The organism is Photobacterium sp. DA100, from assembly GCF_029223585.1.
Classification (GTDB): domain Bacteria; phylum Pseudomonadota; class Gammaproteobacteria; order Enterobacterales; family Vibrionaceae; genus Photobacterium.
In genome coordinates this window covers 673,796-700,286 of the sequence record NZ_CP119423.1, presented here as the reverse complement: position 1 = coordinate 700,286, position 26,491 = coordinate 673,796, and the positions used below count along the sequence as shown (strand labels likewise).

The following is a 26,491-nucleotide window of genomic DNA, read 5'->3' as shown; positions in this document are numbered from 1 at the left end:
TGATACGGTATACTTGATGCCGTATTATTCCCGTGGCACAGCCACTTAACTGAGAGAAGTAATTCTTACAAACAATGAACGAAGATAACTCACAAAATTCTGAAGGTCCGAGTAGAAAGTCCTTCTTTGAACGAATTGGCCAGCTATTTCAGGGCGAGCCGCAGAACCGCGAAGAGCTAGTTGAAGTTTTCCGTGATTCAGAAGAAAACGATTTGATCGACCACGACACCCGCGACATGCTCGAAGGGGTCATGGAAATCTCCGAGATGCGTGTCCGTGACATCATGATCCCGCGCTCTCAGATGGTCACAATCGAGCGTTCTCAGAAGCTAGAGGATCTGATTGATTTAATTGTTGATGCCCAGCACTCACGCTACCCGGTGATCAGTGACGACAAAGACCACGTCGAAGGGATCCTTCTGGCCAAAGATCTGTTGCGTTACCTACTCCCGAACAGCGAACCGTTCGACATGGATAAAGTACTGCGACCTGCGGTCGTTGTCCCTGAAAGCAAGCGCGTTGACCGCCTGCTCAAGGAATTCCGGGAAGAGCGCTACCACATGGCGATTGTGGTCGACGAGTTTGGTGGGGTATCAGGTGTTATCACCATTGAAGATATTCTTGAGCAAATCGTTGGCGAAATCGAAGATGAATTCGACGACGAGGAAGAGCAGGATATCCGTCAGTTAAGCAAGCATACTTTTGCGGTAAAAGCACTGACAACCATTGAAGAGTTCAATGAAATGTTCCATACCCAGTTCAGCGACGAGGAAGTCGATACCGTAGGCGGCCTGGTCATGACCAGCTTCGGCCACCTGCCGACTCGAGGTGAAATCGTTGAATTGGCGGGCTACTCATTCAAGGTGACGTCTGCCGACAACCGCCGGGTTATTCAGTTGCAAGTGACCGTGCCTCACGAAGCACCTCAACCGACGACAACATCATAACGAATGACGACAAATACCCTTAAGAAGTTGGGACAGCCGTTGCTGGCTGTCCCAGCAGGTGCCTTAGCCACCCTATCCTTCGCCCCGTACCACCATTGGTACCTTGCTCCCCTTTCTCTGTTTATTTTTCTCTACCTACTCCAGAACCAATCGGCCAAGCGCTCAGCCTTGATAGGTTTGCTGTGGGGATTAGGCTTATTCGGAACCGGGATCAGCTGGGTCCATGTCAGTATTGCCAATTTCGGCGGCATGCCATGGATTGCGGGCTGGGGATTGATGGCCCTGCTCATCGGCTACCTTGCCCTCTACCCAGCCGTATTCGGCGCCCTTTTCAACAAATTCAACCGCGGCCGCCCATTCCACCAGCTGATGCTGAGCGGCCCGGTGATCTGGCTCATCCTCGACTGGATCCGCGGCTGGCTGATGACCGGCTTCCCGTGGCTGTGGCTGGGCTACAGCCAGATTGACAGCCCTTATGCCGGCTTTGCCCCGATTCTGGGTGTCGAAGGGATCACCCTCGCCATCGTATTGAGCACCGGCGCCCTGGTCGCAGCAGCCTGTTACCGCAACTGGCGCCCGCTCCTGGTTCCGGCCTTCATCCTGGCCCTTGGCCTGCTAGCCGGCCAGAAGCAATGGGTCAAACCCGATAGCGACAATGCGGTGGATGTGGCGATGATCCAGGGTAACGTCCCGCAAGAGATCAAGTGGCTGCCAAGCCAGCGCTGGCCGACCCTGATGAAGTACACCGATCTGACCCGCGAGAACTGGGGCGCAGATTTGATCATCTGGCCGGAGGCGGCGATCCCGGCCCTGGAAACCCAGGTCACCACCTTCCTGCAGAACCTCGATGCCGCGGCGCGCAATAACAACAGCACCGTCATTACCGGCGTTCTGGATCAGAACGAGGACGGCGAGTTTTACAACAACATCCTGACCCTTGGCGTCAATGCGGTCGGTCCGTACCAGTACGAGCAGGCAGAGCGCTACAGCAAGCACCACCTGCTGCCGTTTGGTGAGTTTGTGCCGTTTGAAGATATCCTGCGTCCGCTGGCCCCGTTCTTCAATCTGCCGATGTCGTCGTTCAGCCGTGGTGATTACATCCAGCCGAACCTCGAAGCCAATGGCTACTCGCTGGCACCGGCACTGTGCTACGAAGTCGCGTTCAGCGAACAGGTTCGCCGCAACGTCAATGTCGATACCGAGTTCCTGCTGACCCTATCCAACGATACCTGGTTCGGTAAGTCCATCGGCCCGTTCCAGCACATGGAAATTGCCCAGATGCGCTCGCTTGAGCTCGGTAAACCCCTGCTGCGCGCGACCAACAGCGGTCTGACCGGGATTGTCGATCACCAAGGCAAAATCATCGAGCAGATCCCGCAGTTCGAAACCGGGGTACTGAGGGCCAAGGTGATTCCGACCATCGGCATGACACCGTATACCACCCTCGGCAGCTGGCCGCTGTATATCTACCTGTTGTGGTCCGTTGCCCTGTCATGGCTGCTGATCCGCCGCCAGGCCGGTCGCTTTCGGGACGAGCAGCCGCAAATCAATTATCACGACTGACCGGTTTGGCTGCCCAACACTGAATCAACGCTGACAATCCTCCCAAAAGGCGAAGGTAACCCCTTCGCCTTTTCATTCACCTTGTTAATATGTCGGTTATATAACCAAGCGATGTGTATCGAAATGTGCCCGCTAGATCGGCACGCCGCACCGCTCGCCAGCTTGGGATAACAACAGCACAACGTTTATTTGGGGAATGCTAATGAAATCGATCAACAAATTATTCGCCATGCTATGCAGCGTGGCCATGCTCTGCGTCGCTACCGGCTCGGTCGCAAAAGAAGATCTTGAGACCCAGGCGGCCCTGACCCAGTTCCAAGCGGCCCCGCAAACCCAGCCATTTTTCCACACAGCCTACGGCTATGCAGTCTTCCCTTCGGTCGGTAAGGGCGGCTTCTGGGTCGGCGGTGCCTACGGCAGCGGTACGGTCTTCAAAAATGGCCAGATCACCGGTCATGCCAAGCTGTACCAAGTCTCTTTCGGCCTGCAGTTCGGCGGCCAGTCCTACAGCGAGATCGTGTTCTTCCAGGACAAACGCGCCTATGAACGCTTCATGAGCGGCAACTTCGAACTCGATGCCTCTGCTTCTGCGGTGGCCTTGACCGAGGGTGCTCAAGCCAATGCCGGAACGTCGGGCTTGCGTGCCAGCGCCGGTGGCAAATTCGTCGATGCCGATTACACCAACGGGGTCGCCGTCTTTACCGTAGCCAAAGGCGGAATGATGGTGGAAGCGGCGATCGCCGGCCAGAAGTTCAGTGTCACGCCAGTTCAGGGGACCAGCCAGCCATCCGCCCAGTTGCCCGAGCCGGCTCCTACGGCCGTGGTGGTAAACACTATCGAGCCGCTGGAATAAGCCGCAAGACTTTTCCCGCAATGAAAAACGGGCCATATGGCCCGTTTTGCTATCCGTTAAGTGACGAAGCTAGGGAGACAGCGGCTTGCGGGTAAAGCGGGTATGACCGCATTTCAGACAGGGAGAGATTTCCTTGACGTGAGTGATCACTTCGTCATGGCCGCACTTTTCGCAAACCAAGTGACCAAGGCCAACAATCTCGCCAGCCTCGTATACCCCTTGGTGCCTGAGATCATCCATGACTTCGTGCCACTCGATCTGGGTCTTGTCCGTTGCCTCTGCCAGACCTTCCCAAATGGTTTCTTTCACCACCCGGTAAAAAGGGCTGTCACTGAACGGGGCCGGGCTTTCATCGGCATTCCGGCCGAACTCCTTCACGTCCCGCTTGAGGTAAGCAGAAATCAACGCCAGCTCGTCTTTGGTCATATCGCTGGCCGCCTGGCGGTACTTTTCCGTCACTTCAGCCCAGTGTTTTAGCTCATCGGGGCTATGCTTGAGAGTTTCAGTGACTTGCTCGAGTAGCGCCTCATAATCCTTTTTCTTTGTTGCCATGGGTCACCTCCTATCCGCTAATTCACCGGCATCCGGCTGCCATCTGGGTAATTGGCACCATAATCGGCCAACAATTCGTCCCCGAAGTGGTTTCAGCTATTGTTGACACCTTTACCTTTAGTTATTCTATGTCGATTATATTGAATGTGTTTGTACTCAACTCACAAAATCCCGGATGTCATCGATGCAAGAACAATATCGTCCACAGGACATTGAACAGAAAGTTCAAGAACATTGGGACAACAAAAAGACCTTTGTTGTAAGTGAAGACCCTAATAAAGAAAAATTCTACTGTCTCTCCATGTTCCCGTACCCAAGTGGTCGACTGCACATGGGTCACGTGCGTAACTACACCATCGGTGATGTGATCTCTCGTTACCAGCGCCTGCAGGGCAAGAATGTCATGCAGCCTATCGGCTGGGATGCGTTCGGCCTGCCTGCTGAAAACGCCGCGGTTAAGAACAAGACCGCTCCTGCACCTTGGACTTACGAGAACATCGAATACATGAAGAACCAGCTCAAACTGCTGGGCTTCGGCTACGACTGGAACCGTGAATTTGCAACCTGTACCCCTGAATACTACCGCTGGGAGCAGGAATTCTTCACCAAGCTGTACGAGAAAGGCTTGGTTTACAAGAAGACCTCTTCAGTAAACTGGTGTCCGAACGACCAGACCGTACTGGCCAACGAGCAGGTAGAAGACGGTTGCTGCTGGCGTTGTGACACGCCGGTAGAGCAGAAAGAAATCCCTCAGTGGTTCATTAAGATCACTGAATACGCCCAGGAGCTACTGGACGATCTGGACACCCTAGAAGGCTGGCCTGACATGGTTAAGACCATGCAACGCAACTGGATCGGCCGCTCTGAAGGTGTTGAACTGACGTTCGAAGTGAAAGGCCACGACGATCTGGAAGTGTACACCACCCGTCCGGATACCCTAATGGGCGTGACTTACGTCGGTATCGCTGCGGGCCACCCTCTGGCGGCAGCAGCTGCGGCGAACAACCCTGAGCTTGCTGCGTTCATCGAAGAGTGCCGTAACACCAAGGTCGCCGAAGCTGAGCTGGCGACCATGGAGAAGAAAGGCATGGCAACCGGCCTGACTGCCATTCACCCGCTAAACGGTCGTGAAGTCCCAGTCTTCGTTGCTAACTTCGTGCTGATGGATTACGGCACAGGCGCGGTAATGGCAGTTCCAGCCCACGACCAGCGTGACTACGAGTTCGCCACCAAGTACGGCCTGGACATTATCCCAGTGATCAAGCCAGAAGACGGCAGCGAGCTAGACATTTCTGAAGCGGCATACACCGAGAAAGGTGTACTGTTCGATTCAGGTGAATTCGACGGCCTGGATTTCCAAGCTGCGTTCGATGCGATCGCCGCTAAGCTGGAAGCAGAAGGCAAAGGCCAGAAGACGGTTAACTTCCGTCTACGCGACTGGGGTGTATCCCGCCAGCGTTACTGGGGCGCCCCAATCCCGATGGTCACCACTGAAGATGGCGAAGTTCACCCGGTACCGGCTGATCAGCTACCAGTGATCCTGCCTGAAGATGTGGTGATGGACGGCGTAACCAGCCCAATCAAAGCCGACAAAGAGTGGGCGAAGACCACGTTCAACGGCCAGCCAGCACTGCTGGAAACGGATACCTTCGATACCTTCATGGAATCGTCTTGGTACTACGCTCGCTACTGTTCGCCACAAGCCGACGAGATGCTAGATTCTGACGCAGCAAACTACTGGCTGCCGGTTGACCAGTACATCGGTGGTATCGAGCACGCGTGTATGCACCTGCTGTACTCTCGCTTCTTCCACAAGCTGCTGCGCGACTGCGGTATGGTAACCAGCGACGAACCATTCAAGCAGCTGCTTTGTCAGGGTATGGTACTGGCTGACGCTTACTACTACACCAACGACAAAGGCGCGAAAATCTGGGTTGCCCCAACAGATGTGACTGTTGAGCGTGACGACAAGGGCCGTATCACCAAGGCCGTTGATAACGAAGGCAACGAAGTGGTTCACTCGGGCATGACCAAGATGTCCAAGTCGAAGAACAACGGTATCGACCCGCAGGAGATGGTAGACAAATACGGTGCGGATACCGTTCGCCTGTTCATGATGTTTGCCTCTCCGGCTGATATGACGCTGGAATGGCAAGAGTCTGGTGTGGAGGGTGCTAACCGCTTCCTGAAGCGTGTTTGGAAGCTGGTACACGACCACACAGCCAAAGGCGAAGCTGAAGCGCTTGACATTGCAGCTCTGACTTCAGATCAAAAAGCCCTGCGCCGCGACGTTCACAAGACTATCGCCAAAGTGAGTGACGACATCGGCCGCCGCCAGACGTTCAACACCGCTATCGCTGCCATCATGGAGCTGATGAACAAGCTGACCAAAGCCTCTCAGGACAGTGCACAAGACCGTGCCCTACTTGACGAAGCACTGAAGGCTATCGTTCGTATGCTGTACCCAATGACACCGCACATCTGTTTCGAAATGTGGGAAGCGCTGGGCCAGAGCGACGTTGACCACGCCGATTGGCCGGAGGCTGACGAAAAAGCATTGGTTGAAGACGAGAAGCTGATTGTTGTTCAGGTCAACGGCAAGCTGCGTGCTAAGCTGACAGTAGCGGCTGATGCCACCAAAGAGCAAGTCGAAGCCCTGGCAATGGCCGAAGAAGGCGTAACCAAATTCACAAGCGACAAAACCATTCGCAAAGTGATTTACGTACCGGGCAAACTGCTGAACATCGTTGCAAACTAATCCCGCAGCGAACTAAAGCAATTTCCCAGTGCCTAACCTGTGGCTCCTGTTTTGGAGCCACAGTTTTAATCCGGCTCACACACATCTAGCAGAACCACCCGCGTCAGCCGGTCAGTTTTCACTTTTTTTCATGGAGCAGACTCGGTGAGAGCTTTCATTTCTCCAAAAAGCGTTATCCGAACCTTCTTTGTTGTCCTCATGGCGCTGGCGACTGCATCTTGCGGTTTTCACCTCCGTGGTAACTACATGCTACCCGACGACATTGCCAAACTATCCCTGACCAGCTTTGACCAATACGGCCAGCTGCACCGTCAGGTAAAATCCCAGTTCCAGCTTCACGGTATCGAGCCGGTTGCGCCTTCAAGCAGAATCCCTAACCTGCACCTGATCAGTGAATCAACCAGTGAACGTACCCTGTCGCTCTACCAGAATGCCCGTGCCGCCGAGTACGAGCTAACCTACACGGTGCGCTACCGTATTGTGGTACCGGAAAAGGGCAGCCAGACGTACACTACCCGTGTCAACCGGACCTTCCTCGATAACCCACTGACAGCTTTGGCAAAATCTGTCGAGCGCGACATGATCGAGCAGGAAATGCGCGAGCAGGCCTCCAAGCAGATCATGCGCCAGCTTGCCCGTCTGACTGCCGTATTCAACCAGCTGGAAGAACAAGAGCTGGAAGCCTTGCTGGAAAAAAATGCCGACAGCAACGAGCGCGTTTCAACTGAGCTCGGCTTGGACGTGAAAGCCGACAGTGCAGCCGCTGCCGGCCAAGCCGCCAAGCAGGAAAACCAGGTTGAGTCCGCACAATGAGGATTTACCCGGAACACCTGGCGCAGCAGCTAAGCAAAGGGCTACGCCGTGCCTATCTCCTGTGTGGTAACGAGCCACTGCTAAAGCTCGAAGCCAGCGATCAGATCAAACTGGCCGCCCAGCAGGCCGGCTTCGATGAGCGCCACAGCTTTGCCGTTGATGCTCAACTCGACTGGAACAGCGTCCTCGATTGCTGCCAGGCCATGAGCCTGTTTTCAGCACGCCAGATCATTGAGCTGGAGCTACCGGAGAACGGCCTCAATGCTCAGCAAGCCAAGTCGCTGCAAGAAGTGATCGACAGTGCCCATGACGATATCTTGCTACTTGTTCAGGGCCCCCGTCTCAACAAAAAACAAGAAAGCACCAAGTGGTTCAAGGCACTGGACGCCCAGGGGTTGTATATCCCTTGCAACACGCCGGAAGCACGCCACTTACCGCGCTTTATCCAGGGCCGCTGCCAGCAGCTCGGGCTCAAGCCGGATCATGAGTCAGTCCAACTATTGGCCCAATGGCATGAAGGCAACCTGCTCGCATTGGCCCAGAGCCTACAAAAACTGGTGCTGCTCTACCCCGACGGCGAGCTGACTGTCGTGCGTCTCGAAGATGCCCTCAGCCGCCACAACCACTATACGCCTTTCCAGCTGCTCGATGCGGTACTGGCCGGCCAGGCCAAGCGCAGTCAGCGTGTATTGCGCCAACTGCAAGGCGAAGGGGTTGAAGCGGTGATCCTGCTACGCACCTTACAGCGCGAGTTGACCCAGTTGTATAAAATGCAGGAGATGGGTAACAAGGGCACGTCGCTCAACAACATTTTCGAGAACTTCCGGATCTGGCAAAGCCGCCGGGAAGTCTACATTGGCGCCCTCCACCGCCTGCCACTGGCAGTGATCATCAAGCTGCTCCAGCAATTGGCCGAGCTGGAGCTGCGGGTCAAGACCGACTTTGACTACCAGCCATGGGATGCCCTGTCGGCCCTGTGCGCCGAGATGTGCGGTGTCCATACCGCAATCCCGAGCAAGCTTTAGCCACCACACGCGAGTTAGGGGCGCAGGCCTATGTAAAGTTACTGCCAACTTGTATTGAACGAGCTTGAGCATGGTATACTGCGCCGCTACATTGGGACCCAGCACTATCTGGGTCTACAGTAATGACACCAAACACACAAAAGAGGACCCCCTTTTGCAGGTTCAAGAACTACACGATTTTATTGTTGATAAAGTAGATGACATCAAAGCACAGGACATTGTTACCCTTGATGTTCGCGGTAAATCAAGCATCACTGATTTCATGGTACTGTGCACCGGTACGTCAAACCGCCATGTCGCCTCGATTGCCGATCACGTTAACAAGGAATCGAAGCTAATTGACTACCCGCCATTTGGGATCAGCGGCGAAGAAGACGGTGAGTGGGTAATCGTTGATATGGGTAGCGTGATGCTGCACATCATGCAGGAAGATGCGCGTAACCTGTACCAACTGGAGAAGCTCTGGGGCTAACCGACAATGAAGCTTCAACTGATTGCTGTCGGCACCAAGATGCCGAAATGGGTCGAGGAAGGCTACAAAGAATACAGCCGCCGCTTCCCGAAAGATATGCCGCTTGAGCTGGTTGAAATCCAGGCAGGCAAGCGCGGTAAGAATGCCGATATCGCCCGTATTCTGCAAAAGGAAGGCGAGGCAATGCTGGCTGCCGTGCCAAAAGGCAACCGCATTGTCACCTTGGATATCCCAGGCAAGCGCTGGGATACCGAGCAATTGGCCGAACAACTGGAAAGCTGGAAGCTCGACGGCCGGGATGTGTCCATCCTGATCGGCGGCCCGGAAGGCTTGGCTCCTGCCTGCAAGGCGGCTGCCGACCAGAGCTGGTCGCTGTCACCACTGACCCTACCCCATCCACTGGTGCGTATTGTCATGGCCGAAAGCCTGTACCGTGCGTGGAGCATCACAGCCAACCATCCGTACCATAGGGAATAATGGGCAATGAGACAAAAGCGAACGCAGATCCGCGACCACCGGGCTGAGTCGGCGTTATTCTTTCGCCGGGCTCTTGTCTCATTTATCGGCATCGTCGTGCTGGTCGGTATTCTGCTCACTAACCTGTATCACATCCAGATCAAGGAGCACGAAGACTACCAAACACGATCGAACGATAACCGGATCAAGATAGTCCCTGTCGCCCCGAACCGCGGCCTGATCTACGACCGTAACGGCATTCTCCTGGCGGAGAACCGCCCGGTATACTCACTCGAGATCACCTCGGAAAAAGTACCGGACAGACAAGACACCTTCGATCGCCTCAAGGACTTGATGGGCGTCACCGACGAGCAGATCGAGCGCTTCGAGCGCGAGCGCCGTCGTACCCGCCGTTTCAAGTCGGTACCGATCCTCAACCAGATGACCGAAGAGCAGGTGGCCCTGTTTTCCGTCAACCAGCACCGCTTCCCGGGCGTCGAAGTCAAAGCCTACCTCAAGCGCCACTACCCGTACGGCGAAGCCCTGACCCATGTGCTGGGCTATGTGGCCAAAATCAACGACCGCGACATCCAGCGCCTTGAACGCGAAGAGAAGATCAATAACTACAAGGCGACCCGAGATATCGGCAAGCTGGGGGTTGAGCGTTACTACGAAGATATGCTGCACGGCACCTCGGGCTACCAGGAAGTCGAGGTCAACAGCCGCGGGCGGATCATCCGTACCCTGAAATATGTCCCGCCGATCCCGGGCAACGACATCAAACTGAACATCGACATTGAGCTCCAGCTCTATGTCCAGGAACTCCTGACCGAGCGCAAGCTCGACCCGGATACCGGCGAGGAGCTAATCAAACGCAGGCGTGGCTCGGTCATCGTCATGGATCCGCGTGACTCGTCTGTACTGGCGATGGTTTCGAGCCCTAGCTACGATCCGAACCTGTTCGTCCACGGCATTTCCGGTGCCAAATACCGCGAACTGCTCAACGACAAGAACCGCCCACTGGTTAACCGGGTCACACTGGGTATTTACCCACCAGCCTCGACGATAAAGCCGATGATTGCAGTCGCCGCGCTGAGCGAAGGGGTGATCACCACCCGCACCACCCGCAATGATCCGGGCTACTGGCGTATCCCGAACTCCAACAGCCGCCCATTCCGCGACTGGCTGCGCTGGGGCCACGGCAAGGTCAATATCTACAAGGCGATTGAAGAGTCGGTCGATACCTTCTTCTACCAGATCGCCTACGACATGGGCATCGATCGCCTCTCTGACTGGATGAGCCGTTTCGGCTTCGGTGAGTACACCGGCATCGACATCCATGAAGAAAGCAAAGCCAACATGCCAACCCGCGAGTGGAAACAAGCCCGCTTCCGCCAGCCTTGGTACCAGGGGGATACCATCCCCGTCGGGATCGGCCAGGGCTACTGGACGGCAACCCCGCTGCAGATCGCCAAAGCCACCACGGTACTGGTCAACCAGGGCCGGGTTCAGGCGCCACACCTGCTCAAAGACATCATCGATGACGATGTTGAACGGCCCGCGGTGTACGATGACTTCCCGCCAATCGACAATGTCGACCCTAAATACTGGGAGGTCGCCAAGCAGGGGATGTACCAGGTACTTTACGGCCCGCGCGGTACCGCCCGCCGTCCGTTCTATGGCACCGAATACAAAGCCGGCGGCAAGTCCGGCTCGGCCCAGGTCTTCGGCCTGGCCGAAGATCAGGAGTACAACGCCGAAGAGCTGGAAGAGCACTTGCGCGACCACGCCCTGTTTACCGCCTTCGCGCCATTTGAAAAGCCGGAAATTGTGGTCTCCATGGTACTGGAAAACGCCGGGGGCGGCTCCTCCAACGGTGGTCCGGTTGCTCGAAGGATATTCGATCACATGCTGCTCAAGCCCGAAAAGCCCGATCCGCTGGTAGAGATCGTCGACAAGAAAATAGCCGAGGTATCGCAATGAGTATCATGGCCGCCACAGGCAATAAACGCACCCTAAGTGACCGCTTGCACCTGGACTTCCCGTTATTGATGGGGATCCTGACCTTGATGGGCTTTGCCCTGATGGTGATGTACAGTGCCAGCGGCCAGGAAATCGCCATGATGGAGCGCCAGGCGGTTCGCATGGTGCTGTCGCTGGGGATCATGTTCATCCTGGCCCAGATCTCCCCGCGCCACTATGAGACCTGGGCTCCCTACCTGTTTGGGATCGGGCTGATACTGCTACTCGGCGTTTTGTTTTTCGGCGAGGCGTCAAAAGGCGCCCAGCGCTGGTTGAATTTGGGCTTCGTCCGCTTCCAGCCCTCGGAGCTGATCAAGCTGGCGGTGCCGTTGATGGTCGCCCGCTTTATCGGCAACAACCCGCTACCGCCCAGCCTGAAAAACATCGTCATCGCCCTGGTGATGATCTTTGTCCCGACCATCTTGATTGCCAAGCAACCCGACTTGGGGACCTCTATCCTGATCGCGGCTTCCGGGGTGTTCGTGCTGTTCCTCTCTGGCATGAGCTGGAAGATCATCGGCGCGGCGGCGGTACTGGTTGGTGCATTCATCCCGGTATTGTGGCTATTCCTGATGCGCGACTACCAGCGTACCCGGGTATTGACCCTGTTCAACCCCGAATCCGATCCGCTTGGTGCCGGTTACCACATTATCCAGTCGAAAATTGCCATCGGCTCTGGTGGCCTGTCCGGCAAGGGGTGGCTGCAAGGCACCCAGTCGCAGCTGGAGTTCCTGCCCGAGCGCCATACCGACTTCATCTTCGCGGTGATTGCCGAGGAGTGGGGCCTGATTGGCGTCCTTTGCCTGCTGGCTATCTACCTGTTCATTATCGGCCGGGGCCTGCTGCTGGCCAGCCGGGCCCAGACCGCTTTCGGCCGGATGATGGCCGGCAGTATCGTACTGAGCTTTTTTGTATATATTTTCGTTAACATCGGCATGGTCAGCGGGTTGCTGCCTGTTGTAGGGGTTCCGCTGCCGCTGGTCAGCTACGGGGGCACCTCGATGGTCACCCTGATGGCCGGCTTCGGGATCCTGATGTCGATTCACACCCATAGAAAAATGTTGTCCAAGGCGACCTAAATGCGCATATCTCCCTTATTCCTTGTTCTTATCCTTGCGGGATGTAGCTCGACGCCGAGCGACGAGCGCTACGATCTGGCCGACGATGTCGCGCCGGAATCATCACCGACACTGGATCACATCGAAGATGCCCAGCCGCGTTATGAGCCTTTGAGCCTCGCGGGCAACAAGGACTACACCCTGCGCGGCAAGCACTACCAGATTGAGCAGGCTGATCAGCCGTTTGTCGAACAAGGCTACGCCTCATGGTATGGCCAGAAATTCCACGGCCACAAAACCTCCAATGGCGAGATCTACGACATGTACTCGATGACCGCGGCCCACAAAACGCTGCCGCTGCCGAGCTATGTCAAGGTCACCAATACCAACAACGGCAAAACCGCCGTGGTCCGGGTCAACGACCGCGGCCCCTTCCACGACGGCCGTATCATCGATCTCAGCATGGCGGCGGCAGCGAGGCTGGATGTCATCAAGCACGGTACGGCGCCGGTCAAAATCGAGCTGATCCAGGTGGCCAAGCCCGATAACCCGAACGAGTGGCAGAGTGCCAACCCCAACTTTTACTTTGTGCAGCTGGCAGCCGTCACCGACGCCGGCAAGGCCGAGCAGATCGCCCAGCAGCTGGAGAAAGAGTTCGGCACCGCGATCGACTTGAAGAAAGCAGACTCGGCCGAGATCTACCGCCTGCGCCTTGGGCCTTACATCGACCGTGATGAGGCAATCAGCCAGCGCGACAAAGCCAAAGCCGGCCGCTACCCGCAAGCCTTCATCATCACTTCCAAGCGCGAGCTGGAACCAAAATCCTAATCTGCGTTCTAACACCAATACCAGAGCAACTGCCTGCTCTGGTATTTTTTTGATTTAAAGTTATGTCAAAATTTGCTTTGAGTCGCCTTGCCACACAACATATCCGAGCCCAAAGCTGGTCTCATATTGTCAATCTGATATAGTGTGTGAAGTTTTTTACATTCGACAAATTAAGTTACAACCAACATGAAAAAATCTGCTGCACTTTTTCGCTCTGTTGCTGTTTCAGCAACCTTGCTGGCTTCAGCAACAGCAGCGGCTGCCCCTGCTGTAGTACCTGAAGCCCCTCAGATTGCTGCTAAGGGCTACGTCCTGATGGACTATCATTCAGGCAAGATCCTGGCAGGCAACAAAGAATACGACCAAATCCCGCCTGCTAGCTTGACCAAAATGATGACCAGCTACGTTATCGGTCAGGAAGTTAACCGCGGCAATATCTCCATGGATGACACAGTCGTGATCAGCAAGAACGCCTGGGCCAAGAACTTCCCGGGCTCTTCGAAGATGTTCATCGAAGTCGGCAGTGAGGTAAAAGTTTCCGACCTCAACCGTGGCATCATCATCCAGTCGGGTAACGACGCCTGTGTAGCAATGGCGGAACATGTTGCTGGCTCTGAAGACTCTTTCGTCGACCTGATGAATGCCTGGGCCAAAACCCTGGGGATGGACTCCACCCACTTTGCCAATGTCCACGGCCTCGACAACCCAGATCTCTACACCACGCCATATGACATGGCACTGCTGGCACAGGGCCTGATCCGCGATGTCCCTGACGAATTCGCGATCTACAAAGAGAAATCGTTCACCTACAACGGTATCACCCAGTACAACCGCAACAGCCTGCTGTGGGACAAGAGCCTCAACGTTGACGGCCTGAAAACCGGCCACACCGACAATGCTGGCTATAGCCTGGTAAGTACGGCAACCGAAGGCCAGATGCGCCTGATCGCCGTCGTGATGGGTACCAGCAACCCGAACGCCCGCAAGGCCGAAAGCAAGAAGCTGCTGAACTACGGCTTCCGTTTCTTCGAAACCGTGTCTCCTCACAAAGCAAACGAAACCTTTGTGACCGAGAAAGTGTGGATGGGTGACAAAGACGAGGTATCCCTTGGCGTAAGCGAAGATACCTTCGTGACCCTGCCTCGTGGCCTGACCAAAGATCTGACTGCCAGCTTCGTGCTGGAAAAAGAGCTGAAAGCCCCAATCCAGAAAGGTGATGTCGTCGGTAAGCTGTACTACCGTGTCGGCGAGGAAGATATCGCCGAATACCCACTGCTGGCACTGGACGACATCAAAGAAGGCAGCATGTTCAGCCGCCTGATTGATTACATCATGCTGCTGTTCAAAGGCTGGCTGAGCTGATCCCTAGCAGAATTCGCCTGTTAGGCATAACTCACCGATAAATAAAGAAAAGAGGCAACCTTGGGTTGCCTCTTCCTTTTCTAGCCGATGGCGAAGGCACCTGATCGCTTGTGAAAAGGCCGCATACCCATTAATATGCACGGCTAACATCGCAAAATGAATGCAATTACTCGGAGTTCAGCATGCAGCAGCAAGAGCAGCCAAAACTAAAAGATCTTCTAGAGTTCCCTTGTAAGTTCACTTACAAGGTAATGGGTTACAACAAGCCTGAGCTCGCGGATCTGGTTGTTGAGGTGATCCAGCGTCACGCACCGGGCGACTACACCCCGAACGTTAAGCCTAGTGGCAAAGGGACCTACAGTGCCGTGTCTGTTTCTATCACCGCAACATCGATCGAGCAGGTAGAGACCCTGTACAAAGAGCTGGGTGAAATCGATATCGTCCGCGTTGTGTTGTAAGCACTTCCCCATTCCCCGATAAACTGGCGGCGGTAAATTCGGCCGCCACGTTTTATCCCCAAGTCACTTCAAACCGCTTGGTCCTACTCTACGCCCAGTAATTTGAAGTCACTTGGGTATATGATACCCTTCGGTATTGAACACCCATGCGGGGTGTCAGTTTTTCAGGCTTCGCCAAACGACTAAATGGGTGTGACATTGCAAGATAAAATTATAATTCGCAACCTAGGCCGCCAAGATTACGAACCAATCTGGCAGGCTATGCATCAATTCACCGACACACGCAGCCCGGAAACCACGGACGAAGTCTGGCTGGTTGAGCACAATCCTGTGTTTACCCAAGGCCAGGCAGGAAAAGCCGAGCACCTGCTCAACACCGGGGATATCCCCGTGGTGCAAAGCGACCGCGGTGGTCAGGTCACCTATCACGGCCCGGGCCAACTGGTTGCCTATGTCCTTATCGACCTACGTCGAAAGAAAATGGGTGTGCGCGATCTTGTCACGCATATCGAAAACACGATCATCAAGACCCTTTCCCGTTTCGGGATTGAGTCCAATGCCCGCCCTGATGCGCCGGGTGTCTATGTCTCCGGTCAGAAGATATGTTCACTTGGTTTACGGATCAGACGCGGTTGCTCTTTTCACGGTCTGGCACTCAATATCAATATGGATCTGGCTCCTTTCCTACGCATCAACCCGTGTGGTTATGCCGGGATGGAAATGACGCAAACCGCGTTGTTGAATGGGCCTTCTGAACTAGCGGAAATTCAGCCTGTACTTGTAGAAGAGCTGGTCAACCTGCTCGATTACCAGAGCATTGAGTGGAAAACGGAAAGCAATTCATGAGTAAACCAATCAAAATTGAAAAAGGTGTCAAATACCGTGATGCCGACAAAATGGCCCTCATTCCTACCCGTAACGTAGAGGTTGAGGAAGCGCCGAAAGAAGTCCTGCGCAAGCCGGAATGGATGAAGATCAAACTTCCTTCAGACAGCCAGCGCATCCAGGACATCAAGTCAGCGATGCGCAAAAACAAGCTGCACTCGGTTTGTGAAGAGGCGTCATGCCCTAACTTGGCCGAGTGCTTCAACCACGGTACGGCTACCTTTATGATCCTGGGTGCCATCTGTACCCGTCGCTGCCCATTCTGTGACGTTGCCCACGGCCGCCCGCTGCCGCCAAACGCCGAGGAGCCGCAGCAGCTTGCCAAAACCATCGCCGACATGAAACTGCGCTACGTGGTGGTTACCTCGGTAGACCGTGATGATCTGCGTGATGGCGGTGCCCAGCATTTCGCCGATTGTACCCGTGAAATCCGAGCTCTGAATCCAGAGATCAAGATCGAAACCTTGGTCCCCGATTTCCGCGGCCGTATGGACCGTGCGCTGGATATTCTGCGTGACAACCCGCCGGATGTCTTCAACCACAACCTGGAAACCGCCCCTCGCCTATACCGCAAGGCTCGTCCGGGAGCCAACTACCAGTGGTCGTTGGATCTGCTGAAGAAATTCAAGGAAATGCACCCTGAAGTACCGACCAAGTCGGGCTTGATGATGGGACTGGGCGAAACCAAAGAAGAGATCATCGAGGTACTCAAAGATCTACGCGCCCACGGCGTAACCATGCTGACGCTGGGCCAGTACCTGGCTCCAAGCCGCCATCACCTGCCGGTTGAGCGCTACGTGCCGCCTTCGGAGTTCGACGAACTGAAAGAGATTGCCCTTGAGCTTGGCTTTACCCACGCGGCATGCGGCCCGTTTGTCCGCTCTTCTTACCACGCCGATATGCAGGCCAAAGGCGAAGAAGTCAAATAAAGCGCTTCTGCCTGGTGAGTGCCTCTCCGGCAGGCACTCACCAATAATTGTGCGTTAAACAAGCCAAAAAAAACGCTGCTGAGCAATCAGCAGCGTTTTTTATTTACCGGTAACCATCATGCCACTTAGCTGTTATTGGCTCGGTCGATGGCTGCGGCCATCACAGGCGCTAGGCTATTGAGCGCTTGCTCGGTCACTGGCTTGCCGTCAGTATCAGTAATGTTGATAGACGTACGGTTGCCAAGATCCCCTAGCTGTAGATTATAAGCACGGTTTTCCAGCTCGATCGGCTGGGTCCCCAGATCGGCCCAGAAATCATCATCCGGCGACTTGAACTGCACCTCGACCACACCTTGCGAGCGGTTACGCCCTTCAATAGTAAAGCCGAGCTGGCCCAAGACTTCTGGCAGGCGCTCCCAGAACACGTTATACGGTGCACGGGCAATGATCACAGGTAAGCCGCTGCGGTCCTGGCCCATCGAAATCGGGATCTGCTTGACCAGCTGCTGGGCACGCAAACGGGCTTGCTCGCGCTCTTGCTCGTCGTAACGAGACGTCACCAGATTGGTCATCAGGATACTGTAGCGCTCTTTGTTCTCAACGCTTACCGGTTGCTCCGCCCCACCTTCACGCCAGTCCACCAGCTTGATCCGGTAGCTATAACGGCCACCATCCGCCGATTTCTCAATCCGGTAACGGCTACCGAGCTCGGTATCCTCGTCTTCGTTGTTCCAGCTAATCCAATCGGTTTCTATAGCATTGGCAGTCTGGCTTCTCAGCCCGATATTCTGCTCGGCAATCAACTTCTGGGTCACCATCCAGACATCGGAGAGATCCTCCTGCTTGACCATCACCAAGGTCACGCCATCATCGTCTCGCAGGGCTCGCGCCCCCGGGATCAAGGCCAGTACCTGCTGTGGCGGGCGGATATCAACCCCAGGACCAATCTCGCCCTGATAATCTCCGGCAGGGATCGCATAGTCATTGACCTGCGCAGACTGGGCATCGCTAGGCAGTGTCCAGCTCTCCAGCGGTTGGGTATTGAGGTAGTTAAAATCCTGGTTCGCCTGACGGCGGCGTTCCGCGCCGTCAGAGCAACCAGCCAGTGTAACTACTGCAACAGCAGCCGCCACCAGCTTATACTTATAATTCATTACGCTTCTGCGCTCCTACGCTCTAGCAAATTACAGCAGTACGTTCGCATCCTTGAGTGCTTCAGCTACTACTGGTTGGGCAGATTCGCTTAGCTCAGTCAACGGCAGGCGAAGAGTGCCATGCGAGATCAGGCCAAGCTGATGTGCCGCCCATTTTACCGGGATAGGGTTGGATTCAACAAACAATTGCTTATGGAGCGGCATCAGACGCTGATTAATATCAATTGCCGCATCCATTTGGCCGGACAGCGCCAGCTTGAACATTTGTGCCATGTCCGCTGCCGCGACATTGGCCGTTACGGAGATCACTCCGTGGCCTCCCTCGGCAACAAAATCCAACCCCGTGGCATCATCACCGCTTAATTGGATAAAATCATCGCCACAAAGTTCCCGTGTTTTCTGCACGCGGGAAAGATCTGCTGTCGCATCCTTGATCCCGACGATGTTATCTATTTTCGCCAGTCGAGCCACCGTCTCTGGCAACAAATCTACGGCGGTACGCCCCGGTACATTGTAGAGGATCTGCGGTAGGTCTGTGGCTTCGGCAATGGCTTTGAAGTGCTGGTACAGGCCTTCCTGGGTAGGCTTGTTGTAGTAAGGCGTTACAGTCAAACAGCCGGCAACACCGGTACCAGTAAAGAGTTTACTAAAGGTGATGGCTTCATGAGTCGCATTTGCCCCGGTGCCTGCAATGACCGGAATGCGGCCCTGTGCATATTCCAAGGTCTTCAATACCACCTTGACGTGCTCTTCCACGGTCAATGTGGCTGACTCGCCGGTCGTTCCCACCGAGACAATCGCGTCGGTGCCGGCGGCAATGTGGTATTCAACAAGTGACGCCAAACTGGCGTAATCGACTTCACCGGCTTCATCGAGCGGTGTTATTAGCGCTACCATGCTTCCTGAAAACATGTCCATCTCCCCTGAAAAAATATATCCCTGGCCTCGTCATGAATTTATGCTGGTTGAGCGAATAATCAAGCGACCAAGTCAAACCATACTACTTTTCAGTTACAGTAAACTCAAGACAGAAGTATGTAAATCAGTGAAGGCTAACTCTTTGCTAACAGCTCACTTTTACATCTACTTTTTCGCTCCCAACCAGAGGTAAAAAAAAAACCACCTTTTATGCAACCATTCACCCAGTTATCGCCAGAGATATTCCTTTGCAGCCAACCGGTCTGTGCTAACATGCAGAAGGTATTCAAAATGTGGTGTAAAAATATGGAACATTATCTTGTCGTTACGGCGGTTGGCACCGACCGCCCGGGTATATCGGATGAAGTGACCCGGCTCATAACCCTATGCGACTGCAACATTGTTGACAGCCGACTAGCCCTGTTTGGAAAAGAATTTACCCTTATCATGCTGCTTTCCGGCTCGGCCAATGCCATCACCCGGGTTGAGTCGACCTTGCCGCTCAAGGCCAGTGAACATGACTTACTGACGGTGATGAAGCGCACCAGCAAACACGAATGCCGCCATTACCCCTATACTGCCGACTTTCAAATCGAGGCCAATGACAGCCCCGGCCTGATAGAACAATTTACCCGCTTCTTCGCCTCAAGAGCGATAGACATTGCCTCGTTGAGCGCCCATACCGTGGAAAGTGAGCAAAACGGCTCACCGAATAGATTTCAGCTGCACATAGGGACAAATTTACCCGAAGGCTGTAACCTAATGACCTTACAAGAAGAATTTGAAGCACTTTGCCAAGACTTGGTGGTCAACGGCAACGTGACTTTTGTCGGCCATAATAATTAAGGAATCCACTATGAAGACTTTGACCGCCGGTACGCCTGCGCCAGCCTTCACGCTACCAAACCAAAATGACGAGCCGGTCAGCCTGGCTGATTTCAAAGGCAAGAAAGTCCTTGCTTACTTTTACCCCAAAGCCATGACACCAGGCTGCACTGTCCAGGCCTGTGGCCTACGTGACAGCAAGGCCGAGCTCGACCAGTTCAATGTCGAAGTACTGGGTATCAGCATCGACGCCGTCAAGCGCCTGCCGAAGTTTATCGAACGCGACAACCTCAACTTCACCCTCCTGTCTGACGAAGATCACGCGGTTGCCGATCAGTTTGGCGTCTGGGGCGAAAAGAAGTTCATGGGGAAAGTCTACGATGGCCTGCACCGCATCAGCTTCCTGATCGATGAAAACGGTGTCATCGAGCATGTGTTCAACAAGTTCAAGACCAAAGATCACCACGAGGTGGTGCTGGCTTACCTGAAAGAAAACAGCTAACAGCCAATCGCCCCATGTCGAGATAGCAAAAAGGCCGCAAAATTGCGGCCTTTTCTTTATCAAAAATGTGATGGAACCTGCTACTCTTCCGCATGCTCTTCAGGCGGGGGCTCTGTCGCAGGCAGGGCGTTCCACACCGCCTTGACCAAGGTCGCCAGCGGGATAGCAAAGAACACCCCCCAGAAGCCCCACATACCGCCAAATACCAGTACCGCGACAATGATGGCCACCGGGTGGAGGTTTACCGCCTCCGAGAACAGAATTGGTACCAGGACATTGCCGTCAAGGGCCTGGATAATGCCGTAGGCGACCAGCAGCCACCAGAACTCGGGGCTGATCCCCCACTGGAACAAGCCCACCATCGCTACCGGCAGCGTAACGGCGGCAGCGCCGATATACGGGATCAGGACCGAGAAGCCGACCAACACCCCGAGCAAGACCGCATAGCGCAGATCCATCACCGCGAAGGTGACATAGCTGACAATGCCGACAATAAAGATTTCCGTGACCTTGCCGCGGATATAGTTGGAGATCTGCTGGTTCATTTCCGCGCCAACCTTGCTGGTCAGGCGGCGGTTCTTCGGCAACAGGCCACTGAGTATCTCAAGCATCTCTTCCTTGTCTTTGAGCAGGAAGAACACCAGCAAAGGCACCAAGATCAGGTAAACCGCCAAAGTCGCCAAACTGACCAGCGACGCCAATGAGCCTTTGACCACACTCTCCCCCAAGCCGAGTACTTTCTCGCGCAGGGTGATCATAAAGGTTGAGACCTGGTGCGGCTGGACAAAGTCGGGATAGCGCTCTGGTAAACTAGAAACGTAGTTCTGCAATCCATTGAACATATTCGGTACATCGGCAATCAAGTTGCCGACCTGATGCCAAATCGTCGGTACCAGGCCAAATATCGCCATGACCATCAAACCGGCAAAGATCAGCAGCACCCCCATCACGGACAGGGTTCTTGGCAGTCCCATCCGGGTCAGTTGCATCACCGGCCACTCCAGCAGGTATGCAAGGACAATCGCCACTAGCAAGGGGGCAATCAGGTTACCGAAGAAATAAATAGTCAGGAAGCCACCCAAGAGAATAGCTACCAAGCTCACGGCATGGGGATCGGAAAATCGTCGCTGATACCAGCGAGTCAGCATATCCAGCATAAAATGTTTACTGCCTTTTGGTCACAATAATTTCAAGCACCTGTTGGTTGTCCAACCGTACATCAATAATAAAGCCATGGTTCGAGAGGTAGCGGGGGATATCCTGCCTTGCCCCTGTGTCAGTGACATGAATTTCAAGCGTATCGTCAACATCAAGCGCCTGTACCGCCCTTTTGGCCATCAAGAGGGCCATCGGGCAGCGCTCTGTCGTCAAATTAAGCAATGCACGTTCCATTCCGGTATACTGACAATTATCATCCATCGGGTTATTGTAAAGGACATTCAAACGACAAAAAAGAAACCTGTCAAAGGTTTCGCTGTCAGACCTTGGTGAAAAACAGCGTTATTCAGGAAAGATTTAGCCTCGCAGTAGTGCGAATGCAGGAACACGCAACAGAAGGCGGTATAAATTATTACTATGTTTCGATTTGCTAAGGCACCAGCCTATCTTCTCATCAGTGCATTACTCGGTACCAGCGTGGCTGCCTCGGCCAATGATCTCAGCGGCCTGCCCGATATCGGGACGGCAGCGGCAGCAACGCTCAGCATCGAAAAGGAAATGGAGTATGGCGATGCCTACATGCGAATGATCCGGGCCAGCATGCCGGTGATCAGTGATCCTTTGCTGTCTGAATACATCCAAGATCTCGGCCACCGGTTGGTTGCCAACGCCAACGATGTCCGGACCCCGTTCAACTTCTTCATGATCCAGAACCGGGAGATCAACGCCTTCGCGTTCTTCGGCGGCCATGTGGCGATCCACTCAGGTTTATTTCTCCATGCCAACACCGAAAGTGAGTTGGCATCGGTTGTCGCGCACGAGATTGCCCACGTAACCCAGCGCCACCTCGCTCGCAGCATGGAAGATCAGGCCCGAAAATCCCCGGCAACGCTGGCAGCCCTGATTGGCTCAATGATGCTGGCCATTGCCTCGCCTGAAGCTGGGATCGCCGCCATTCATGCCACTACGGCAGCATCGGCACAGGGGCAGATCAACTATACCCGCAGCAACGAAAAAGAAGCCGACCGGATCGGGATTGCCACCTTATCCAAGTCCGGTTTCGATGTGCAGGCGATGCCGCGTTTCTTCGGCCGCCTCGCCGACCAATACCGCTATGTCAGCACGCCTCCACCCATGCTGCTGACCCACCCACTGCCAGAATCACGGATCACCGACAGCCGTAGCCGGGCCAACCAATTCCCTGCGCGCCAGGTCCAAACCTCTCAGCGCTACCAGCTCGCCCGAGCACGCATTGTCGCCCGCTATGCCGGGATCGATAGCAACGCGGCGCTTGACTGGCTAGAGCGCCAGGCCCGAAGAGGTAACGCGGTAACCCTAGACGCCGTCAACTACGGCAAGGCGCTGGTGTATATCGACTCTGAGCAGTATGAGAAAGCCCATGCCCTGCTGGATCCGCTGCTGGCCAAGGAGCCAAACAACCGTTTCTACATCGATTCGGCCACCGATCTCGATCTGCACCAGAAGCAATACGACCGGGCCATTACCCGCCTGGAAACCGCACTGAAAGCCAACCCTAACAACAAGGTATTGCGCCTGAACCTGGCCAATGCGTTGCAAGAGGCTGATCGCAGCAACGAGAGTATTCCTATCCTAACCCGCTATACCTATGACAACCCGAATGATCCGAACGGTTGGCACCTACTGGCACAGGCACAGGCCGCCAATGGCCGCCGGGATGCAGAGCTTGCCGCCCGCGCCGAGTTGCTGGCGCTGCGCGGGGCATGGGAAAAGGCTATCCAGCTCTATATCCAGGCAAGTCAGATTGTTGAGATCAACTCACTGGATCAAGCCCGCTATGATGCCCGCATCGATCAACTTCGTCTTGCCAGACAGCGGGTTGCCAATCTCTGATCGCGCTCTCAAAGAACCGCGACCATAGCATTCCTTCTTGATGACAGGTGTTCTACAATGGGGCAACATCATCAAAACAATTAGTAACCGGCGTGGGCACCACGCCGGGTTACCAGCCAGAAGGAAGCACCATGTCAGTCACCATTTACCACAACCCACGCTGCTCGAAGAGCCGCCAGACCCTAGCACTACTGGAAGAGAAAGGGATCAGCCCGACGATTGTCAAGTATCTTGATGACACCCCTTCTGCAGAACAAATCCAAACCCTGCTGAGCCAGTTGGGCTACGCCTCGGCCCGCGATATGATGCGAACCAAAGAAGCGTTATACAAAGAGCTGGAACTGGGCGGCGCGGATGTAACCGAGCAACAGCTGATCGATGCCATGGCGGCCAATCCTAAACTGATCGAGCGCCCTATCGTCGTCAACGGAGAGCGCGCGGCAATGGGCCGCCCACCAGAGCAAGTACTGGACATCCTGTAGTTCGGCTAGCAGCTCATGCACAGTATCCTAGTCCTGTATTACAGCCGCCACGGCTCGACCAGGCAGCTCGCCCGCCAAATTGCCCGGGGTATCGAGCAGGTTGCCGGCTGTGAGGCCGTCTTGCGTACCGTTGCCGATCTCGGCACCGACGGCCAGCTCCAGCCGGAAGCCTCTGGCGATCCGCTGGTGACCAAGGTTGATCTCCAGCACTGTGCCGGGCTGGCACTCGGCAGTCCGGTGCGGTTTGGCAATATGGCCGCCCCACTCAAGCACTTCATCGACTCGACCAGTGCCGAATGGCTGGGCGGTAGCCTGATCGGCAAGCCGGCCTGTGTCTTTACCGCCTCGTCATCCATGCACGGAGGCCAGGAGACGACCTTGCAATCGATGATGCTGCCACTACTGCACCACGGCATGCTGATTGTCGGCTTGCCCTACTCGGAACCCGCCCTGCATACCACGGTGACCGGAGGAACCCCCTATGGCCCCTCCCACCTCAACCACCCACAGTCTCGTCAGCTAAGCCGCGAAGAATGCGAGTTGGCACAGGCCTGTGGCAAACGCCTGGCTGAAGTCGCCTGCAAATTACAAGGATAGAGCCATGACCGTCATGCAGAAAAAAACGCGTATGCTCCGCTACAGCGCCGTGGCCGCCAATGTTGGTCTGTTGGCCTGGGTGGCACTCTGGCAGGCCGCCCTCTCACCGCACCCGCACCTCAACAGCATGATCATGGCCGTGATCTGGATCGCCCCGCTGCTACTGCCACTCAGGGGCATACTGGCAGGCAAGCCCTATACCCATGCCTGGGCCAACTTCATCCTGATGTTTTACTTTCTCCATGCCCTGACCATATTGTGGGTCGACGGCGGAGAGCGCTGGCTGGCACTGGTCGAGCTGGTCCTGACGACTGGTGCCTTCATGGCCAATATCCTGTTTGCCCGCCATCGCGGCAGAGAACTTGGGCTTAAGCTGAAGAAACTCTCCCAAGTCGAGAAAGAAGAGCAAGCACGCCATGAGGGCCGGTAGCGTCTTAATGACGATAGAAACAAAAACGGTGGCCCAAGCCACCGTTTTTTTATCCTCTCACTAACAAGGGGAAAGCCCCTTACAACGCAACCGACGTTGAAGCCGGTGCTGAACTCGACCAGCTAAAGACTGCCGCCTGTTTGGCCGGCTTAGTCTCCACCGGCTCGGCATCACTCTGCTGCTCGTCGCCGAGCTGCTCGGTACCCGACACATCGACCGCCGAGGCATCGCCGTGTTCAGGAGCGGTCGATTTGGCTGGCACAGCCGTTGTATCTATCATACCTTCCGGTTGCGGCACCGGCTCGAGTTGCTCTTCCAGAGGCGCAGCAACGGCTGACAAGCGGCGGTCCTGGCTCAGCTCACGCTGGAACACTTCTTCCGTGCTAAGCAGCTGCACCGAAAACTCAACCCGATCGCCCTGAATACGATAGGCATTGACCGCAGCCACCGATGTCAGGTTGGTGATCAGGCGCTCCAGGGTAAAGAAGTCTTTCGAGGAGTGGATATTCTCAACCACTACCGCCAACTGGCCACTGGTGTCACCGCCTAGCGGCACAGCAAATTTTGCCCCCAGAATATCCGCCACGCTGTCGACCATCTGGGCCACAGAAGTCAGCGCCTCGCCGCTGTTTCGACCTTCAGACGGCGCTACTTGGTTACGGCCAAGCTGTTCGGTATTGCCGGTATACAACTGCCAGTTCAGGGCTAGCTGCTCACCACCTTGCTGGCGGGCACGCACGATCAGTACCGCCTGCGGCTTGTAGCGCTGGCTGGCTGTCGCGATAGGCTGGACAAAACCGCCCCAGATATCCGGCGTACTGATCGCCGTCACATCTTCGAAATCGCCAATCGGCATCATCACCGGCAACCCACGGCGGTCACCTTCTTCCTTGATACGGTTGGCCAGATCATTGTTTGCCTGATCCCAGACAATATTGCGGCTTCGGTTGGCATCTTCTACTAGCCATACCAAGACATTCGGTCGCTGTTCGCTCCAGAACGTCGAATTAGCCTGGGTCAACAGGGTACGGATCCGGCTACGATCAAAAGTCAGCAGCAGGGTACGTTGGCCGTCGCGGTTCGCATAGCTGAACTGGCTGACGTATTGGTTACTGCTCCCCAGCGCCTTGGCAACGACTTCGTTCTCAACGATGTTGCTCTGCCCCGAGACCTTGATCAGTACCTGCTCCAGAGCCTGCCGTCTGGCAGCTTGCTCGGATTGGCGATCCGTATCAGGCAGGGCAACCTGTGCCTGATACAGGTTGGTCACCGTGGCGGCCTTCAGCGGCAGGGCCAGCAGTGCCAAGAAAAGTAATGCAATACGCAACATAAAGTACTCATTATCTCTAAAGTTAATGCCCGATCATAAATTGAACATATCTTGCGGGGCAACTGCTTCCCACACAAAAAATTCATTCAATTGTATTTTTCTATTCCGAACTTGTTATAAGTCTTTGCCATATGACACTCATCAACGTCAATCTTCTGCAAGTTTTCATCATATTCATCACAAAATTATGCTGGGATCCCTTTTTGGCACTTTTTGCCGATAACCCTTAGGTAATCGGTTGC

At 55.0% G+C, this 26,491-nt stretch carries 27 protein-coding genes; 21 read left to right on the top strand and 6 right to left on the bottom strand.

The window, feature by feature from the left end; genetic code table 11:
- Positions 1-74 precede the first annotated feature (74 nt).
- From corC to PTW35_RS03525, 3 genes are all read left to right on the top strand, one after another.
- Positions 75-947, top strand: a complete 873-nt coding sequence (corC, locus tag PTW35_RS03535; RefSeq protein ID WP_281026554.1) for a CNNM family magnesium/cobalt transport protein CorC — start codon at positions 75-77, stop codon at positions 945-947.
- A gap of 3 nt (positions 948-950) precedes the next feature.
- Positions 951-2,510, top strand: a complete 1,560-nt coding sequence (gene lnt, locus PTW35_RS03530; RefSeq protein ID WP_281026553.1) for an apolipoprotein N-acyltransferase — start codon at positions 951-953, stop codon at positions 2,508-2,510.
- Positions 2,511-2,712: 202 nt separating this feature from the next.
- Complete coding sequence (locus PTW35_RS03525; protein ID WP_281026552.1) at positions 2,713-3,363, top strand: lipid-binding SYLF domain-containing protein; 651 nt, start codon at positions 2,713-2,715, stop codon at positions 3,361-3,363.
- A 69-nt stretch (positions 3,364-3,432) separates the two neighbouring features.
- On the opposite strand, the gene PTW35_RS03520 is transcribed toward PTW35_RS03525, so the two are convergent.
- Positions 3,433-3,915 carry a zinc ribbon-containing protein gene (locus PTW35_RS03520; RefSeq protein WP_281026551.1) on the bottom strand — a complete coding sequence of 161 codons (483 nt, stop codon included), beginning with the start codon at positions 3,913-3,915 and terminating at the stop codon, positions 3,433-3,435.
- 184 nt (positions 3,916-4,099) lie between these two features.
- Between PTW35_RS03520 and leuS the strand changes: the two genes are divergently transcribed.
- From leuS to lipA, 12 genes are all read left to right on the top strand, one after another.
- On the top strand, positions 4,100-6,673 hold the full coding sequence (gene leuS / locus PTW35_RS03515) for a leucine--tRNA ligase (RefSeq protein WP_281026550.1): 2,574 nt from the start codon (positions 4,100-4,102) through the stop codon (positions 6,671-6,673).
- 144 nt (positions 6,674-6,817) lie between these two features.
- Positions 6,818-7,486, top strand: coding sequence for an LPS assembly lipoprotein LptE (lptE, locus tag PTW35_RS03510; protein WP_281026549.1), 669 nt, complete (start codon positions 6,818-6,820; stop codon positions 7,484-7,486).
- Positions 7,483-8,511, top strand: a complete 1,029-nt coding sequence (gene holA / locus PTW35_RS03505) for a DNA polymerase III subunit delta (protein ID WP_044622632.1) — start codon at positions 7,483-7,485, stop codon at positions 8,509-8,511. The genes lptE and holA overlap by 4 nt, the downstream gene beginning before the upstream one ends.
- Positions 8,512-8,665: 154 nt before the next feature.
- On the top strand, positions 8,666-8,983 hold the full coding sequence (rsfS, locus tag PTW35_RS03500; protein WP_039461484.1) for a ribosome silencing factor: 318 nt from the start codon (positions 8,666-8,668) through the stop codon (positions 8,981-8,983).
- Between the two features lie 6 nt (positions 8,984-8,989).
- Positions 8,990-9,460 carry a 23S rRNA (pseudouridine(1915)-N(3))-methyltransferase RlmH gene (rlmH, locus tag PTW35_RS03495; protein ID WP_044622631.1) on the top strand — a complete coding sequence of 157 codons (471 nt, stop codon included), beginning with the start codon at positions 8,990-8,992 and terminating at the stop codon, positions 9,458-9,460.
- 6 nt (positions 9,461-9,466) lie between these two features.
- Positions 9,467-11,422 carry a penicillin-binding protein 2 gene (gene mrdA, locus PTW35_RS03490; RefSeq protein WP_044622630.1) on the top strand — a complete coding sequence of 652 codons (1,956 nt, stop codon included), beginning with the start codon at positions 9,467-9,469 and terminating at the stop codon, positions 11,420-11,422.
- The gene (gene mrdB / locus PTW35_RS03485; RefSeq protein WP_281026548.1) at positions 11,419-12,540 is read left to right on the top strand and encodes a peptidoglycan glycosyltransferase MrdB; all 1,122 of its coding nucleotides are present in this window, start codon (positions 11,419-11,421) and stop codon (positions 12,538-12,540) included. The genes mrdA and mrdB overlap by 4 nt, the downstream gene beginning before the upstream one ends.
- Positions 12,541-13,347 (top strand): septal ring lytic transglycosylase RlpA family protein, encoded by an 807-nt coding sequence (locus PTW35_RS03480; RefSeq protein ID WP_281026547.1) that lies wholly within the window; start codon positions 12,541-12,543, stop codon positions 13,345-13,347.
- Between the two features lie 186 nt (positions 13,348-13,533).
- Positions 13,534-14,709 carry a serine hydrolase gene (locus tag PTW35_RS03475; RefSeq protein ID WP_281026546.1) on the top strand — a complete coding sequence of 392 codons (1,176 nt, stop codon included), beginning with the start codon at positions 13,534-13,536 and terminating at the stop codon, positions 14,707-14,709.
- A gap of 182 nt (positions 14,710-14,891) precedes the next feature.
- Complete coding sequence (gene ybeD / locus PTW35_RS03470; protein ID WP_039461441.1) at positions 14,892-15,167, top strand: DUF493 family protein YbeD; 276 nt, start codon at positions 14,892-14,894, stop codon at positions 15,165-15,167.
- 198 nt (positions 15,168-15,365) lie between these two features.
- Positions 15,366-16,013, top strand: a complete 648-nt coding sequence (gene lipB / locus PTW35_RS03465) for a lipoyl(octanoyl) transferase LipB (RefSeq protein ID WP_281026545.1) — start codon at positions 15,366-15,368, stop codon at positions 16,011-16,013.
- Positions 16,010-16,981: a lipoyl synthase gene (gene lipA, locus PTW35_RS03460; protein ID WP_281026544.1), complete on the top strand. Its 972-nt coding sequence runs from the start codon at positions 16,010-16,012 to the stop codon at positions 16,979-16,981. Before lipB ends, lipA begins: the two co-directional genes overlap by 4 nt.
- A gap of 125 nt (positions 16,982-17,106) precedes the next feature.
- Here lipA and bamC read toward each other — a convergent pair whose 3' ends face one another.
- Positions 17,107-18,135 carry an outer membrane protein assembly factor BamC gene (gene bamC, locus PTW35_RS03455; protein ID WP_281026543.1) on the bottom strand — a complete coding sequence of 343 codons (1,029 nt, stop codon included), beginning with the start codon at positions 18,133-18,135 and terminating at the stop codon, positions 17,107-17,109.
- A gap of 30 nt (positions 18,136-18,165) precedes the next feature.
- A complete protein-coding gene (gene dapA / locus PTW35_RS03450) occupies positions 18,166-19,047 on the bottom strand; it encodes a 4-hydroxy-tetrahydrodipicolinate synthase (RefSeq protein WP_281026542.1) in 882 nt (293 codons plus the stop codon).
- Between the two features lie 312 nt (positions 19,048-19,359).
- Here dapA and PTW35_RS03445 point away from each other — a divergent pair, with 312 nt between their 5' ends.
- Both PTW35_RS03445 and bcp read left to right on the top strand, forming a co-directional pair.
- Positions 19,360-19,899, top strand: coding sequence for a glycine cleavage system protein R (locus tag PTW35_RS03445; RefSeq protein ID WP_281026541.1), 540 nt, complete (start codon positions 19,360-19,362; stop codon positions 19,897-19,899).
- 10 nt (positions 19,900-19,909) lie between these two features.
- Positions 19,910-20,380 carry a thioredoxin-dependent thiol peroxidase gene (bcp, locus tag PTW35_RS03440; RefSeq protein WP_281026540.1) on the top strand — a complete coding sequence of 157 codons (471 nt, stop codon included), beginning with the start codon at positions 19,910-19,912 and terminating at the stop codon, positions 20,378-20,380.
- Between the two features lie 80 nt (positions 20,381-20,460).
- Here the strand turns inward: bcp and PTW35_RS03435 are convergent, their stop codons facing one another.
- Both PTW35_RS03435 and PTW35_RS03430 read right to left on the bottom strand, forming a co-directional pair.
- Positions 20,461-21,537: an AI-2E family transporter gene (locus tag PTW35_RS03435; protein WP_281026539.1), complete on the bottom strand. Its 1,077-nt coding sequence runs from the start codon at positions 21,535-21,537 to the stop codon at positions 20,461-20,463.
- A gap of 7 nt (positions 21,538-21,544) precedes the next feature.
- A complete protein-coding gene (locus tag PTW35_RS03430; protein ID WP_281026538.1) occupies positions 21,545-21,772 on the bottom strand; it encodes a sulfurtransferase TusA family protein in 228 nt (75 codons plus the stop codon).
- A 183-nt stretch (positions 21,773-21,955) separates the two neighbouring features.
- On the opposite strand from PTW35_RS03430, the gene PTW35_RS03425 reads away from it, so the two are divergent.
- From PTW35_RS03425 to PTW35_RS03410, 4 genes are all read left to right on the top strand, one after another.
- Complete coding sequence (locus PTW35_RS03425) at positions 21,956-23,410, top strand: M48 family metalloprotease (RefSeq protein WP_281026537.1); 1,455 nt, start codon at positions 21,956-21,958, stop codon at positions 23,408-23,410.
- Between the two features lie 131 nt (positions 23,411-23,541).
- Entirely contained in the window at positions 23,542-23,892 is a 351-nt protein-coding gene (gene arsC, locus PTW35_RS03420; protein WP_044624385.1) for an arsenate reductase (glutaredoxin), read from the top strand.
- Positions 23,893-23,907: 15 nt separating this feature from the next.
- Positions 23,908-24,489 carry an NAD(P)H:quinone oxidoreductase gene (gene wrbA, locus PTW35_RS03415; protein WP_281026536.1) on the top strand — a complete coding sequence of 194 codons (582 nt, stop codon included), beginning with the start codon at positions 23,908-23,910 and terminating at the stop codon, positions 24,487-24,489.
- A 4-nt stretch (positions 24,490-24,493) separates the two neighbouring features.
- Positions 24,494-24,919 carry a DUF2069 domain-containing protein gene (locus tag PTW35_RS03410; protein ID WP_281026535.1) on the top strand — a complete coding sequence of 142 codons (426 nt, stop codon included), beginning with the start codon at positions 24,494-24,496 and terminating at the stop codon, positions 24,917-24,919.
- A 79-nt stretch (positions 24,920-24,998) separates the two neighbouring features.
- Here PTW35_RS03410 and PTW35_RS03405 read toward each other — a convergent pair whose 3' ends face one another.
- A complete protein-coding gene (locus tag PTW35_RS03405) occupies positions 24,999-26,249 on the bottom strand; it encodes a DUF2066 domain-containing protein (protein ID WP_281026534.1) in 1,251 nt (416 codons plus the stop codon).
- Positions 26,250-26,491: the final 242 nt, after the last annotated feature.

Coding starts and splice junctions, on each gene's coding strand:
- corC (WP_281026554.1), top strand. CDS start 75: ATGAACGAAGATAACTCACAAAATTCTGAAGGTCCGAGTAGAAAGTCC.
- lnt (WP_281026553.1), top strand. CDS start 951: ATGACGACAAATACCCTTAAGAAGTTGGGACAGCCGTTGCTGGCTGTC.
- PTW35_RS03525 (WP_281026552.1), top strand. CDS start 2,713: ATGAAATCGATCAACAAATTATTCGCCATGCTATGCAGCGTGGCCATG.
- PTW35_RS03520 (WP_281026551.1), bottom strand. CDS start 3,915: ATGGCAACAAAGAAAAAGGATTATGAGGCGCTACTCGAGCAAGTCACT.
- leuS (WP_281026550.1), top strand. CDS start 4,100: ATGCAAGAACAATATCGTCCACAGGACATTGAACAGAAAGTTCAAGAA.
- holA (WP_044622632.1), top strand. CDS start 7,483: ATGAGGATTTACCCGGAACACCTGGCGCAGCAGCTAAGCAAAGGGCTA.
- rlmH (WP_044622631.1), top strand. CDS start 8,990: ATGAAGCTTCAACTGATTGCTGTCGGCACCAAGATGCCGAAATGGGTC.
- mrdA (WP_044622630.1), top strand. CDS start 9,467: ATGAGACAAAAGCGAACGCAGATCCGCGACCACCGGGCTGAGTCGGCG.
- mrdB (WP_281026548.1), top strand. CDS start 11,419: ATGAGTATCATGGCCGCCACAGGCAATAAACGCACCCTAAGTGACCGC.
- PTW35_RS03480 (WP_281026547.1), top strand. CDS start 12,541: ATGCGCATATCTCCCTTATTCCTTGTTCTTATCCTTGCGGGATGTAGC.
- PTW35_RS03475 (WP_281026546.1), top strand. CDS start 13,534: ATGAAAAAATCTGCTGCACTTTTTCGCTCTGTTGCTGTTTCAGCAACC.
- ybeD (WP_039461441.1), top strand. CDS start 14,892: ATGCAGCAGCAAGAGCAGCCAAAACTAAAAGATCTTCTAGAGTTCCCT.
- lipA (WP_281026544.1), top strand. CDS start 16,010: ATGAGTAAACCAATCAAAATTGAAAAAGGTGTCAAATACCGTGATGCC.
- bamC (WP_281026543.1), bottom strand. CDS start 18,135: ATGAATTATAAGTATAAGCTGGTGGCGGCTGCTGTTGCAGTAGTTACA.
- dapA (WP_281026542.1), bottom strand. CDS start 19,047: ATGTTTTCAGGAAGCATGGTAGCGCTAATAACACCGCTCGATGAAGCC.
- PTW35_RS03445 (WP_281026541.1), top strand. CDS start 19,360: ATGGAACATTATCTTGTCGTTACGGCGGTTGGCACCGACCGCCCGGGT.
- bcp (WP_281026540.1), top strand. CDS start 19,910: ATGAAGACTTTGACCGCCGGTACGCCTGCGCCAGCCTTCACGCTACCA.
- PTW35_RS03435 (WP_281026539.1), bottom strand. CDS start 21,537: ATGCTGGATATGCTGACTCGCTGGTATCAGCGACGATTTTCCGATCCC.
- PTW35_RS03430 (WP_281026538.1), bottom strand. CDS start 21,772: ATGGAACGTGCATTGCTTAATTTGACGACAGAGCGCTGCCCGATGGCC.
- PTW35_RS03425 (WP_281026537.1), top strand. CDS start 21,956: ATGTTTCGATTTGCTAAGGCACCAGCCTATCTTCTCATCAGTGCATTA.
- arsC (WP_044624385.1), top strand. CDS start 23,542: ATGTCAGTCACCATTTACCACAACCCACGCTGCTCGAAGAGCCGCCAG.
- wrbA (WP_281026536.1), top strand. CDS start 23,908: ATGCACAGTATCCTAGTCCTGTATTACAGCCGCCACGGCTCGACCAGG.
- PTW35_RS03410 (WP_281026535.1), top strand. CDS start 24,494: ATGACCGTCATGCAGAAAAAAACGCGTATGCTCCGCTACAGCGCCGTG.
- PTW35_RS03405 (WP_281026534.1), bottom strand. CDS start 26,249: ATGTTGCGTATTGCATTACTTTTCTTGGCACTGCTGGCCCTGCCGCTG.